Raw genomic sequence first — 13,757 nt, 5'->3', positions numbered from 1 at the left:
CTCATTCCACCGTCGCGCCGGAGGCCTTGATGATCTTGGCCCAGTCCTGCACGTCCTGCGCCACGAACTGGCCGAAGGCCTTGGGTGTCATATCCACCGCGCTGGCCGCCTCGGTCTGCATGCGCTCCTGGTAGGCCGGGGATTCGACGGCCTTCTTCACCGCCTGGTAGTACTTCTCGGTGACTTCCGGCGGCATCTTGGCGGGCCCGAACAGGCCGAACCAGGCGGTCGATTCGAAGCCCTTGACGGTCTTGCCGATCGGCGGCACGCCCGGCACCTGCGGCAGCGGCTCGCGGCTGCTCACGCCCAGCAGCTGGATCGCGCCGGTCTTCATGTGCGGCAGCACGTTGACGGTGCTGGCGAACATCAGGTCCACCGTGCCGGCCAGCAGATCGGTGAGCGCCGGGCCGGTGCCCTTGTAGGGGATGTTGAGGATCTGCGTGCCGGTCAGCATCTTGAACTGCTCGCTGGCCAGGTGCAGCGAGGAGCCCTGCGCGCCGATGGCGAAGCTGAGCTTGCCGGGGTTCTGCTTCGCATAGGCCACCAGCCCGGCCGTGTCGTGGAAGGGCAGGCCCTTGCGGGCGATCAGCACGCTGGGCACCCGGGCCACCATGGTGATGGGCGTGAAGTCCTTCACCGGGTCGAAGCTCAGGTTCTTGTAGAGCGTGGCGTTGATGGTGTGGCCGGTGAAGCTCATCAGCAGCGTGCTGCCGTCGGCCGGCGCCTTGGCCACATAGGCCGCTGCGATGTTGCCGCCGGCGCCGGCGCGGTTCTCCACCAGCACCACCCGGCCGAGCGCATCGCCCATCAGCTTGCCGATGACCCGCGCCAGCGTGTCGGTGGTGCCGCCGGGCGGGCTGCCGACGATGATGGTGATGGGTTTGCCGCTGTCCTGGGCGAGCGCCAGGCCGGGGGCGGCGGCGCCGAGGGCGAGCAGGGCGAGGGCGGCCATGGCGCTGCGCCGATGGAATCGGTGGGTCATCGTGTCTCCTTGTTTTTCGATTGGAGACATCGTAGGCAGGGAAGGGCGGGGGTTCAATGGAACCAGCTGGTCCTGTCCCCGGGACCAGTGGCCGGAGACTTCGCTCAAGGTATGACCGATTGGCTGGGAGCGCGTCTCTCGATCTTGTTTTTTGCACGCGCGACGTGGCCAAGCGCAGCTAGTAGCTCCGACGCGTTGCCGTCTGCGAGCACCTGCGACAGGTACTCAGTCATCGCTTCGGGGCTGTCGAGAAAGTCTGCCATGTCGAAATCGATCCGCTTTTCCAACTTCAACTCCTGAGTCAGTTCTGTTGAGGGAATTCTTGCTGGCGGCTATCGCCGTCCATCGTGACGCATACAAGCCTTTTCCAGCGCGATACCCGCAGCCAAACAAACCGGCATGCAGCCTGGCCAGACTCGACCATCCCTGTCGTTGCCTAGCGCCCATGCCCTGCCTGCCTTCCCGCTCCGTTCCAGCCCGCCGCATCCTTTTCGCCCTGCGCTGAGCGCCTCTTCATGAACGCTCGTCGTGCCCGGCGACCCGGGCAGCGGGGCTTCGTGCTCATCGTCGCCCTGGTCGCGCTGGTCATCATGTCGCTGGCCGCCGTCGCGCTGATGCGCACCGTCTCCACCGTGACGCTGGTCAGCGGCAACCTGGCTTACGAGCAGGCGGCCGTCACCGCTTCGGATGCCGGCACGGAGGCGGCCATCGTCTGGATCGAGAACAACTCGGGCCAGGCCAGTTCCAGCACCGCGACGACTTGCGCCGCCACCGTCGGCGCCACCGTGATGGCCTGCGACCAGAAGGCGCGCGGCTATCTGGCCAGCCGCACCGACCCGAGCAGCACCCAGAGCTGGGGCGATGTGTGGGATGCCCTGGTCTCGGCCGGCGCCACGCCGGTCGCGCAAGCCGCCGATGCGGCGGGCAACACCGCCTCCTATCTCGTCCAGCGCATGTGCGCCGGCACGGGCGATGCCAGCAGCGCCATCGGCTGCTCCACCGCGCCGGCCTCCACCGCCTGCGGCAGCAGCATGACGCTCGACAGCAATGCCGGCGCCGGCAACATCAGCTGCACCAGCCCGACCTACTACCGCATCACGGTGAAAGTGGCCGGGCCGCGCGGCACCACCTCCTATCAGCAGACCATGGTGGCTCTATGAATCCCGTCCGTTTCCTGGCCGTTCCCGTGCTGGGCCTGCTGCTGCCGGCCATCGCGCTGCCGGCGGCCACCGACCTGGCCTCCTCGCCGCTGGAGACCTCCACCGCCACCCTGGTCAAGCCCAACATCCTCTTCGTGCTGGACGACTCCGGCAGCATGGACTACAGCTACCTGCCGGACTGGGCCAACGACTACAGCTCCACCAACGCCTACCTGCTCTACAACAGCCGCTTCAACGGCCTGTACTACGACCCGGCGGTCACCTACACGCCGCCGGTCAACTACGCGGGCACCAGTTATTCGAGCATGACTGCGGCCAACACCTCGGCCTGGAAGAGCGTGCCGGCCGACGGTTACGGCGTGCAGTCCTCCTCCAGCAGCTCGCTGGTGAACAACGCCTATTACTACTACTTCACGCCGGGCGAGTACTGCAGCTCGACCAACCTGCGGACCTGCGCCACGCAGACAGCGGCCAGCACCGCCTACCCGTATCCGGCCTATCTGCGCTGGTGCTCCACCTCGGGCCTCACCTCCTGCCAGGCCACCCGCATCGAGACCGCGCCCAGCGGCGGCAGCACCTACACCTATCCGCGGTTCCCGGGCCGCAGCACCTCGGTGCCGGGCAGCCAGACCAAGGTCAGCATCACCTCGTCCACCAGCAGCTACAACTACCCCGGCACGACGGCCAAGGCCGCCACCCGCACCGACTGCGCCGGCACCAGCTGCACCTATGCCGAGGAGATGACCAACTTCGCCAACTGGTACGCCTACTACCAGACGCGCATGCAGATGACGAAGACCTCGATCTCGCTGGCCTTCAACGTGCTCACCACCAGCTACCGGCTGGGCTATATGAGCATCAACAACAGCACCGGCAGCGACTTCCTCAACGTGGCCGACATCACCACCGGCAGCGCCGGCCAGAAGGCGGCCTGGTATGCCAAGCTGTTCAAGGCCAATCCCAACAACTCCACGCCGCTGCGGGTGGCCCTGTCCACCGCCGGCCGCTACTACGCGGGCAAGCTGAGCACGGTCAACAACCAGAGCGCCACCGATCCGATCCAGTACGCCTGCCAGCGCAACTACACCATCCTCTCGACCGACGGCTACTGGAACGAGAGCAGCACGCCCACCCAGATCAACGGCAGCAGCATCGGCGACCAGGACGGCAGCGAAGCCCGCCCCTACCTCGACGGCAATGCCACGGCCAACACCCTGGCCGACGTGGCCGAGTATTTCTACGCCACCGACCTGCGCTCCTCCACCTTCTCCAACACCACCAATGCCAGCGGCGTGGATGTGTCGAGCAATGCCTACGCCAACAAGCAGCAGCGCATGAACACCTACACGGTGGGCCTGGGCGCCTCGGGCTACATGCAGTACCAGAGCGGCTATGCCTCGGCCACCAGCGGCGACTACTACGACGTCTCCAAGGGCACCGCCGCCAGCAGCGCCACCCTGGCCAGCGGCGTGTGCAGCTGGCAGAGCTCGGGCAGCTGCAACTGGCCCAAGCCGGTGAGCGACAGCCAGACCACCATCGACGATCTCTGGCACGCCGCCGTCAACGGCCGCGGCACCTACTACAGCGCCACCAACGCGTCGGAACTCAAGTCGGGCCTGACCGACTTCCTCAACAACGTGGATGCCGCCAGCAGCAGCTCCGCCGCCGCCACGCTGTCCACCCAGAACCTCAGCGCCGGCTCCGCCAGCTATGTGTTCGGCACCCGCTTCTGTTCGGCCAAGTGGTTCGGCGACCTGGCGCGCTACAGCATCGACGCCACCACCGGCGCGGTGGGCAGCACGCCCAGCTGGGCCGAGTCCGGCGCCGGCAGCGACTGCGTGGATGCCACCGGCAGCCTGGCGACCACGCCGCTGCTGGACAACCTGGCCTACACCGCCCGTGCCATCTACACCTACGACCCGGCCACCAGCAATGCGCTGCTGCCCTTCCAGTGGGCATCGCTGTCGAGCACCAACAAGGCTTATTTCCAGATGTCGGCCATCTCCGGCCTCTCGCAGTTCTGCACCACCGGCACCAACTGCCTGGCCGCGGCCTCGCAGACCGACAGCAGCACCGCCGGCACCACCACCGGCGCGGGCGGCATCAACCTGGTCAACTACCTGCGCGGCGACCGCAGCAACGAAGGCGCCGCCAGCACCAGGTACTACTTCCCGCGCACCCATGTGCTGGGCGACATCGCCAATTCGCAGCCGGTGTATGTGCAGACGCCGTCCTTCAGTTATTCGGACAGCGGCTACACCGATTTCAAATCGGCCCAGTCCGCCCGCCAGGCCATGGTCTACGTGGGCGCGAACGACGGCATGCTGCATGCCTTCAAGGCCGACACCGGTGCCGAGAGCTGGGCCTACATCCCCTCGATGCTGCTGCCCTCGCTCTACCGGCTGGCCGATAAGAACTACGCCGCCACCCACCAGTTCCTGGTGGACGGCAACCTGGTGCAGGCCGATGTCTATGCATCGAGTGCCTGGCGCACCATCCTGGTCGGCGGCCTGGGCGGGGGAGGGCGCGGCTTCTACGCCCTGGACGTGACCACGCCTTCCTCGCCCACGCTGCTGTGGGAGTTCACCTCGGACACCACCAAGGCATCGCCCTATGTGGTGGACCAGGACCTGGGCTATTCCTACGGCAAGCCCGTCGTCACCAAACTCTCCGACGGCACCTGGGTCGTGCTGCTGACCTCGGGCTACAACAACGTCTCGCCCGGCACCGGCCACGGCATCCTGTGGGTGCTCAACGCGGCGACCGGCGCGGTCATCAAGAAGATCGACACGGGCGTGGGCACCACCAGCAGCGGCGGCACGGTGGCCGGCTGCAGCGTGGCACCCTGCCCGAGCGGCTTGTCCAAGATCAGCGCCTGGGTCGACAGCGCCTACAACAACACGGCCACCCAGGTCTACGGCGGCGACCTCTTCGGCAACCTCTGGCGCTTCGACATCAGCGCGCTGACGGCCAGCGGCGGCACCGCCACCGTGCAGCTGCTGGCGACGCTGGCCGATGCCTCGGGCACCCGCCAGCCGGTCACCTCGCGGCCCGAGCTGGGCCTCGCCAGCGGCGTGCACATGGTCTTCGTCGGCACCGGCGCCTACCTGGGCGTGAGCGATATCTCCACCACCCAGCAGCAGACGATCTACGCGATCAAGGACCCGCTCACCACCTCCTCGCTCAGCACCGGCCTCTACGGCAGCCCGCGGGCCAACGCCTGCTCCACCGCGTCCACCGCCACCGCCTGTTTCGTGCGGCAGATCCTCACCGACAGCAGCGGCACCCGCGCGGCGAGCAGCTCGGTCAGCTACTCCTGGAGCCTGGCGACCATGAACGGCTGGTACGCCGACCTGCCCTACGCAGGCGAGCGCATCGACACCGATCCCACCCTGCAGCTGGGCACGCTGGCCTTCGTCTCCAACCTGCCGAGCACCACCGGCGCCTGCAGCGTGGGCGGCACGAGTTATCTCAACTACCTCAACTTCGCCAATGGCCTGAAGGTGTCCGGCGCCTCCAACGCGGGCGTGCTGCTGTCGTCCTCCGGGCTGTCGAGCAGCGCCACCCTGGCCAGCACCATCAGCCGCACCGTCGTGGCCGTCACCAAGGCATCGGACGGCTCGGTCGCCAGCACCACCGTGCCCACCGCCACCAGCGCCAGCGGTCTGCGCCGCATTTCCTGGCGGCGGCTGACGGACAGCCAGTGAACGCTGGCGGTCAGGGGCCGGTCAGCCTCTTTCTGCTTGTCTGGATGACATGTCACACATTCGGTGACTAAGATTGTGGGATTCCATCGCACGAAGAACCCCCATGAAGCTCCCGATCCGCTCCCTGGCCTGCGCCGGCCTCCTGCTGGCCGGCACGGCCGCCGCGCTGGCGGCCGACCGCATGCCGCCGATTCCGGTCGAGGCGATGACCGAGGCGCAGAAGAGCGCCGTCGCCCAGCTCACTCAGGGCGCGCCGGCCGGCGCCGCCCCGCGCAGCGTGGGTGCCGGGCCCTGGGTGCCGCTGCTGCGCAGCCCCGAGTTCCTCAACCGCCTGCAGCGCGCCGGCGCCTACCTGCGCTATGAGAGCGCGCTGGAGCCGCGCATCAGCGAATTCGTGATCCTGCTCACCTCGCGCCACTGGAGCAACCAGTACGAATGGTTCGCCCACGAGAAGCTGGCACTCAAGGCCGGCCTGAAGCCCGAGATCGCCAAGGCCGTGGCCGAAGGCCGCCGGCCCACCGGCATGGCGGCCGACGAGGAAATGATCTACGACTTCATCGACGAACTGCACCGCAACCGCAGCGTGAGCGATGTCAACTACCAGCGGGTGGTGCAGAAGTTCGGCGAGCGCGGCGTGATCGACCTGGTCGGGCTCGACGGTTACTACTCCACGCTGGCGGCCATCCTCAACGTCGCGCAGACTCCGCTGCCGGCGAACACGCCGCAGCAGATTCCGACCTTGCCGAGATAGCCATGACTGAAACCGACCGCCTGCCCTACGCCGGCATCCGCGTCGTCGAATTCAGCCACATGGTCATGGGCCCGACCTGCGGAATGATCCTGGGCGACCTGGGCGCCGAGGTCATCAAGGTCGAGCCGCCGGGTGGCGACAGCACCCGCGGGCTGCTGGGCGCGGGGTCGGGCTTCTTCCCGGTCTTCAACCGCAACAAGAAGAGCATCGTGCTCGACCTCAAGCAGCCCGAGGGCCTGGAGGCCGCGCTGCGCCTGGTCGCCAGCGCCGACATCGTCAGCGAGAACTTCAAGCCCGGCGTGATGGACAAGCTGGGCCTGGGCCCCGCCGCGCTGAAGACGCTCAACCCCGGCCTGATCCACGTGAGCCTCAAGGGCTTCCTGCCCGGCCCCTACGAACACCGCACCGCGCTCGACGAGGTGGTGCAGATGATGGGCGGACTGGCCTACATGACCGGCCGGCCGGGCGATCCGCTGCGCGCCGGCAGCAGCGTCAACGACATCATGGGCGGCATGTTCGGCGCCATCGGCGCCATGGCCGCGCTGGCCCGGCGCGAGAAGACGGGGGAGGGCATGGAGGTGCAGTCCTCGCTCTTCGAGAACAACGTCTTCCTGATGGCCCAGCACATGATGCAGTTCGCCGCCACCGGAGCGCCGGCCGCGCCCATGCCCAGCCGCATCTCGGCCTGGGCGATCTACGACGTGTTCACCGTGCGCGGCGGCCAGCAGATCTTCCTGGCGGTGGTCAGCGACAAGCAGTGGGCCGTCTTCTGCGAGGCCTTCGGGCTGCCGGATCTGGCCGCCGACCCGCGCCTGGCCAGCAACAACGACCGGGTATTGGCGCGCGACTGGCTGATGCCCCGGCTGCGTGCGCACCTGGCCGACCGTGGCGCGGACGAACTGGCGGCGGTGTTCGAGGAACGGGGCCTGCCCTTCGCGCCGATCACCCGCCCGGAAGAGCTGTTCGACGACCCGCACCTGCAGGCCACCGGCGGGCTGGCGCCGATCCGCATGAACGACGGCAGCATGTCGAAGGCGCCGCTGCTGCCCTTCACCATGGACGGCACGCAGCCGGAGATCCGCCTGCAGCCGCCCGCGGTGGGCGAACACACGCGGGAGCTGCTCGCCGGGCTGGGCTACGAGGCCGGCGAGATCGAACGGCTGCGCGAGAGAAACGTCATCGGCGACTGAAAGCGGTACGGCCTCAGCGCGGCCGCACCGCCCGCTGCGCCCACCAGTTCCAGGCCGCCCCCGCCGCCATCAGCACGCAGGTGGCGAAGAACACGGTGCGCATGCCGAAATGCCCGCCCACGAAACCGCCCAGCACCGGCCCGGCGACCTGGCCGGTGTACTGCGCCGAGATCGAGTAGCCCAGCATGCTGCCGGCCACCCTTTCCGGCGCGCTGTGGCGGATCACCGCCGCGATGCAGGGCAGCAGCCCGCCCAGCGACAGCCCCATCAAAAAACGCAGCAGCACCAGCTGCCAGCCGGCGGTGACGAAGGCCTGCGGCACCAGCAGCACCGCCGACACCGCCAGGCAGCCGACGATCACGTTCCAATGCCCGATGCGGTCGGCCAGCCGGCCCAGGCGCGCGGCCGACAGGATGCTGCCCAGCGCGGCGGCCGACATCACGAAGCCGGCGGTCCGCGTGACCTGGGCCGGATCGGCCACCAGCTGCGCCACGTACACGGTGATGATCGGCTCGATCGACATATTGGCCAGCATCAGCAGCATGCCGGTGAACAGCATGGCCAGGATGGGGCGTTTGTCCGGCACGCCCGCCCAGCCGCCGCGCGGCCTGGCCGCACCGGCCGTGGGTGGCGGCCGGCGCTCCTCGCGCACCAGGAACCAGGTCGCGAGAAAGGCCACGAAGATGACCGCGCCTGCGCCGAAGAAGGTGGCGCGTATGCCGATCAGCGGCGGCAGCGCGCCGCCGAGCAAGGGCCCCACCAGATTGCCCGCCATGATGGCCGATGACATGGTGCCCAGCGCCCAGCCGGAGCGGTCCTTGGGTGTCTGCGTGGCCACCAGCACCATCGAGCCGGAGGCGTAGCCGCCCAGCAGCCCGGCCAGCAGCCGCAGCGCCACCAGCTGCCACACGTCCTGCGCCAGGCCGATCAGCGCCATCGCCACCGCCATGCCCAGGCTGGCGCGGATCAGCATCAGCTTGCGCCCGTAGCGGTCGGCCAGCCGGCCCCAAAGCGGCGCCACCAGCGCCGCGCTGAAGAAGGTGGCGCCGTAGGCCACGCCGGACCACTGCACGATGGCTGCGTGCTCCTTCACGCCCAGCTGCTCCACATACAGCGGCAGGAAGGGCAGCAGCAGCGTCATCGCCACGATGGTGGTGAAGGAGCCGAACATGCAGACCGCGAGGTTGCGGCGCCAGTGTTCGGAAGCGGAATCGGGGGAAGCGGCTGGCGCGGGCGTACAGGGCATGACCCGCCATTGTCCGGCGACATCGGCCTTGCCGGACTGCCATCTGGCGATGGGTCGCATCGCCGCAGGCTTCGACGACGACGGTCATGGGATCCGGCCTACAGGATGCGGCCGGCCCTCCACCTAACTTGCCGGATCCCCACCTCCACACCACAGAACGGCAACATCCATGGCAGCTTCCAAGACCCCGACCGCCGACGCAGTCGCCGCCCGCTCGGCCGCCCGCAACACCGACAGCGGCCCGGCCCAGCCCGCGCCAGCAGCAGCCGTGGCCGGCGACCCCGCCGCCCGTCGCAGCGCCGACACCCAGGCCCTGGCCGCCGGCATGCCCTACAACGCCGGCAAGGCGGCCGAACACGGCGCCCTGGGCGCGCAGCAGCCGCCGGCCGGCCAGACGGTCGAGCCGCCCTCGACCCTGCCGGGTGCCAGCAGCCTGTCGGAAGCCAACACCAACGACAAGACCGGCGGCGCGGCCCAGCCCGGCACCAACGCCACCATCGCTTCGCTGGACCGGGTGCGGGTCGATTCTTCCGGCCAGGTGCTCACCACCAACCAGGGCGTGAAGATCGCCGACAACCAGAACTCGCTCAAGGCCGGCGTGCGCGGCCCGGCGCTGCTGGAAGACTTCATCCTGCGCGAGAAGATCACCCACTTCGACCACGAACGCATCCCCGAACGCATCGTGCATGCGCGAGGCTCGGCCGCCCACGGCTTCTTCGAGGCCTACGAGCCGATAACGCAATACACCAAGGCCGCGCCCTTCCAGCAGAAGGGCAAGATCACCCCGGTCTTCGTGCGTTTCTCCACCGTGGCCGGCGAGCGCGGCTCCAAGGACACGGCGCGCGACGTGCGCGGCTTCGCCGTCAAGTTCTATACCGACGAAGGCAACTGGGACCTGGTCGGCAACAACATGCCGGTCTTCTTCATCCAGGACGCGATGAAGTTCCCCGACCTGATCCACGCCGTCAAGCCCGAGCCCCACCACGGCATGCCGCAGGCGGCCTCGGCCCACGACACCTTCTGGGACTTCATCTCGCTGATGCCCGAATCCACCCACATGATGATGTGGGCCATGAGCGACCGGGCCATCCCGCGCAGCTACCGGATGATGCAGGGCTTCGGCGTGCACACCTACCGGCTGGTCAATGAAGCGGGCGAGTCGGTGTTCGTGAAGTTCCACTGGCAGCCCAAGCTGGGCACCCATTCGCTGGTGTGGGACGAGGCCGTCAAGATCTCGGGTGCCGATCCGGACTTCCACCGCCGCGACCTGTGGGAAGCCATCGACTGCGGCGAATACCCCGAGTGGGAACTCGGCCTGCAGATCTTCACCGAGGCCCAGGCCGAGGCCTTCAGCTTCGACATCCTCGATGCCACCAAGATCATCCCGGAAGAGCTGGTGCCGGTGCAGATCGTCGGCCGCATGGTGCTGGACCGCAACCCGGACAACTTCTTCGCCGAGACCGAACAGGTCGCCTTTTGCGTGGCCCATGTGGTGCCCGGCATCGACTTCAGCAACGATCCGCTGCTGGCCGGCCGCATCCACTCCTATGTGGACACCCAGATCAGCCGCCTGGGCGGCCCCAACTTCCACGAGCTGCCGATCAACGCGCCCATCGCCCAGGTGCACAACAACCAGCGCGACGGCATGCACCGCCAGGCCATCCACCGCGGCCGGGTGAGCTACGAGCCCAACTCGCTGGCCGGCGGCGCCCCTATCAGGCCGGCGCGGCCCAGGGCTTCGTCAGCGTGGCCGCCCGCATGGACGCGAAGGAGGCCAGCGACAAGGTGCGGGCCAAGCCCGAGAAGTTCGCCGACCACTACACCCAGGCCCGGCTCTTCTACGAAAGCCAGACGCCGGTGGAGCAGGCCCACATCCTGGCCGCCTTCCGCTTCGAACTCTCCAAGGTGCAGACTCCCGCGATCCGCGAACGGGTGGTGGCCGGCCTTGCCCATGTCTCGGGCGACCTGGCCGGGCAGCTGGCCGCCGACCTGGGCATGGAGATGCCTTCGCCCCTGCCGCTGGCCCTGGCGGAGCCGGCCACGCCGGAGGTGAGCAAGTCGCCCGCCCTTTCGCTGCTGGCCCGTCCGGGCGAGGGCGGCATCCGCAGCCGCAAGGTGGCCATCCTGGTGGCCCCCGGCGTGCAGGTCGCGCCGCTGCAGGCCCTGCAGGCGCAGCTGTTCGCCGCCGGCGCCATCGGCCGCTTCGTGGCGCCGCGCCTGGGCGCGATCGTGGGCGACGACGGCCAGAAGCTGATGGCCGACGCCACCACCGAGAACAGCCCCGGCTTCCTCTTCGACGCCCTGGCGCTGCCCGACGGCTCCGGCGCCGAGGCGCTGCTGCAGGATGCGCATGCGCTGGAGTTCATCCGCGACCAGTACCGCCACGGCAAGACCATCCTGGCCCTGGGCGCCTCGCAGGCCCTGCTGCTCAAGGCCGATGTGCCGCTGACCCTGGCCGACGGCAGCGCCGACCCGGGGCTGGTGCTGGGCGATGCGGCGGGGGCCACGCAGGCCATCGCCGACTTCATCGAGGCCATGGCGGCGCACCGGCATCCGGTGCGGGAGACCGATCCGCCGAAGGTCTGAATCCGCGGTACCGAAGCAAACGATGCGCCGCGCCCGCCGCGGCGCATCGTTTACGCTTTGGGCCATGCGAATACTCCTCGTCGAAGACGATGGCAGCCTGGGCCGCACCATCGAATCCTGGCTGCGCCTGGACGGCTATGCGGTCGACTGGCTGGAGCGCGGCGACCTGGTCGACACGGCGCTGCGCACCCATGACTACCAATGCCTGGTGCTGGACCGCGGCCTGCCCGGCATGGCCGGCGACCAAGTACTGGCGGCACTGCGTGCCCGCAGCGCCGCCTTGCCGGTGCTTTTCATCACCGCGCGCGACGGCGTGCGCGACCGCATCGAGGGCCTGGACCTGGGGGCGGACGATTACCTGGTCAAGCCCTTCGACCTGGAGGAGCTGTCGGCCCGCATCCGCGCCGCCATCCGGCGCGGATCGGCAGCCCAGGCGATGCCGGCCACGCTGCGCCACGGCACGGTCGAGCTGGACCCGGGCGCCAAACGCGTCACCCGCGAAGGCCTGCCGGTCAGCCTCACCGCCCGTGAATTCGCGGTGCTGGAAGCGCTGATGCGGCGCAGCCGCCAGGTGCTCAGCCGCGCGCAGCTGGAAGAGGCGCTGTACGGCTGGGGCGAGGAGGTGGAGAGCAACGCGATCGAGGTGCACATCTCCAACCTGCGCAAGAAGCTGGGCAGCGGCTTCATCACCACCGTGCGCCACCACGGCTACGGGCTGGCGCCGGCATGAGGGCGTGGCTCCCGCGCTGGCCGTGGCAGCGGCCGGCCCATGCGTATTCGCTGCGGCGCCGCCTGATCGCCTCCATCCTGGGGGCGAGCGTGCTGGTGTGGTCGGTGAGCCTGGGGGTGGTGGTGTATGTCGCCTGGCACGAGACCAGCGATGTCTTCGATGACGCCCTGAAGGAAACCGCCCGCCTGACCCTGGTGCTGGGCGCCAGCCTGCAGCAGCACGGCCATGCGCCGGCGGCCGATGCGGCCGAGGAGCGTGAGCCGGCCAAGCTGCGCCTGTACTACCAGATCGTGGATGGCCGCGGCAACATCCTGCGCCGTGCCGCGCAGGCGCCGTCGCGGCCCTTTTCCGATGCGCTGGACGAGCGTGGAGACTTCCGCGACGTGTGGGTGGATGGCCAGGCCTGGCGGGTCTATCTGGCGCGTGCCAAGGGCCAGGATTTCCAGGTGCAGGTGGGCCAGCCCTGGAAGAAGCGCCTGTCGCTGCTGACCGACGTGGCCGAGGCGCTGGCGTGGCCGGCGCTGGCCCTGCTGCTGCTGCTGGCAGGATTTTGCTGGTGGATCATCCGCCGGCTGCTGCAGCCGATCGAGCAGACCGCCGGGCGCATAGGCGCCAAGTCGGTCGATGACCTGACGCCCGTGCCGACCGGGCAGGTGCCGCGTGAACTGCTGCCGATCGTGGAGGCGCTCAACCTGGTGCTGGGCCGCCTGTCGCGGGCGCTGCAGTCGGAGCGGCGTTTCACCGCCGATGCGGCGCACGAGCTGCGCACGCCGCTGGCCGCCCTGCGCATGCGCATCCAGCTGATGCAGCGGCAGCAGGCGGCGCTGCCAGCGAGCGCGCAGCCGCAGGCGGATGCCGTCACCCTGCAGTCGCTGCGCGACGAGGTGGACCGCTGCACCGGGCTGGTCGAGAGCCTGCTGGCGCTGGCGCGCCTGGATCCGGAGAACCCGGCCTCGCTGCCCCGCCAGCCGGTGGATCTGCCGGCCCTGCTGGGTTCGCTGCGCGCGGAGTTCCGCAAGGAGCGCGAGATCGATCTGCGCCTGGACTGCCGCGTGGCCACGCTGCCGGCCCAGCCCGAGCTGTTGCGCACCGCCTTGCGCAACCTGATCGACAACGCCCTGCGCTACGGGCCTGCCGAGGGGCCGGTGAGCGTGGAGGTTCAGGCGCTGGCCGGGCGCTGCCGCATCGCCGTGCGCGATGGCGGACCCGGCGTGGGCGCGGCCGACCGGGCGCGCCTGGGCGAGCGTTTCTTCCGGGTGCTGGGCAGCGGCCGCACGGGGCATGGGCTGGGCCTGTCCATCGTGGCGCGCATCGCGGCGCTGCACGAGGCGCGGCTGTCATTCGAGGGCGGCCTGGGCGGCCGCGGGCTGGGCGTGGTGCTCGACTTTCCGCTGGCCTGAACGGA

At 69.2% G+C, this 13,757-nt stretch carries 9 protein-coding genes and 1 pseudogene; 7 read left to right on the top strand and 3 right to left on the bottom strand.

The annotated features are described in order from the left end of the window. Position 1 precedes the first annotated feature (1 nt). Positions 2-982 carry a Bug family tripartite tricarboxylate transporter substrate binding protein gene (locus GT347_RS05940; RefSeq protein WP_160551085.1) on the bottom strand — a complete coding sequence of 327 codons (981 nt, stop codon included), beginning with the start codon at positions 980-982 and terminating at the stop codon, positions 2-4. Positions 983-1,086: 104 nt separating this feature from the next. Further along, positions 1,087-1,269: a helix-turn-helix domain-containing transcriptional regulator gene (locus GT347_RS05935; RefSeq protein WP_229722730.1), complete on the bottom strand. Its 183-nt coding sequence runs from the start codon at positions 1,267-1,269 to the stop codon at positions 1,087-1,089. Positions 1,270-1,497: 228 nt separating this feature from the next. Between GT347_RS05935 and GT347_RS05930 the strand changes: the two genes are divergently transcribed. From GT347_RS05930 to GT347_RS05915, 4 genes are all read left to right on the top strand, one after another. After that, positions 1,498-2,142 carry a pilus assembly PilX family protein gene (locus GT347_RS05930; protein WP_160551084.1) on the top strand — a complete coding sequence of 215 codons (645 nt, stop codon included), beginning with the start codon at positions 1,498-1,500 and terminating at the stop codon, positions 2,140-2,142. Next, positions 2,139-5,849, top strand: coding sequence for a pilus assembly protein (locus tag GT347_RS05925; protein ID WP_160551083.1), 3,711 nt, complete (start codon positions 2,139-2,141; stop codon positions 5,847-5,849). The genes GT347_RS05930 and GT347_RS05925 overlap by 4 nt, the downstream gene beginning before the upstream one ends. A gap of 103 nt (positions 5,850-5,952) precedes the next feature. Beyond that, the gene (locus GT347_RS05920; RefSeq protein ID WP_229722728.1) at positions 5,953-6,600 is read left to right on the top strand and encodes a carboxymuconolactone decarboxylase family protein; all 648 of its coding nucleotides are present in this window, start codon (positions 5,953-5,955) and stop codon (positions 6,598-6,600) included. A gap of 2 nt (positions 6,601-6,602) precedes the next feature. After that, positions 6,603-7,790 carry a CaiB/BaiF CoA transferase family protein gene (locus GT347_RS05915; protein WP_160551082.1) on the top strand — a complete coding sequence of 396 codons (1,188 nt, stop codon included), beginning with the start codon at positions 6,603-6,605 and terminating at the stop codon, positions 7,788-7,790. Positions 7,791-7,803: 13 nt separating this feature from the next. Here GT347_RS05915 and GT347_RS05910 read toward each other — a convergent pair whose 3' ends face one another. Continuing rightward, on the bottom strand, positions 7,804-9,036 hold the full coding sequence (locus GT347_RS05910) for an MFS transporter (protein WP_229722726.1): 1,233 nt from the start codon (positions 9,034-9,036) through the stop codon (positions 7,804-7,806). A 169-nt stretch (positions 9,037-9,205) separates the two neighbouring features. Between GT347_RS05910 and GT347_RS05905 the strand changes: the two are divergent. The 3 genes and pseudogenes from GT347_RS05905 (at position 9,206) to GT347_RS05895 (ending at position 13,752) form a co-directional block, all read left to right on the top strand. Then, a pseudogene (locus GT347_RS05905) lies at positions 9,206-11,622 on the top strand (catalase). Between the two features lie 64 nt (positions 11,623-11,686). After that, on the top strand, positions 11,687-12,352 hold the full coding sequence (locus GT347_RS05900) for a response regulator transcription factor (protein WP_160551081.1): 666 nt from the start codon (positions 11,687-11,689) through the stop codon (positions 12,350-12,352). After that, positions 12,349-13,752 (top strand): ATP-binding protein, encoded by a 1,404-nt coding sequence (locus tag GT347_RS05895; protein WP_160551080.1) that lies wholly within the window; start codon positions 12,349-12,351, stop codon positions 13,750-13,752. Before GT347_RS05900 ends, GT347_RS05895 begins: the two co-directional genes overlap by 4 nt. Positions 13,753-13,757: the final 5 nt, after the last annotated feature.

It is taken from the genome of Xylophilus rhododendri (assembly GCF_009906855.1).
In the GTDB taxonomy this organism is placed as follows: domain Bacteria; phylum Pseudomonadota; class Gammaproteobacteria; order Burkholderiales; family Burkholderiaceae_C; genus Xylophilus; species Xylophilus rhododendri.
Note: the sequence above shows the minus strand (reverse complement) of the source record. Positions and strands in the feature narration are given on the sequence as shown.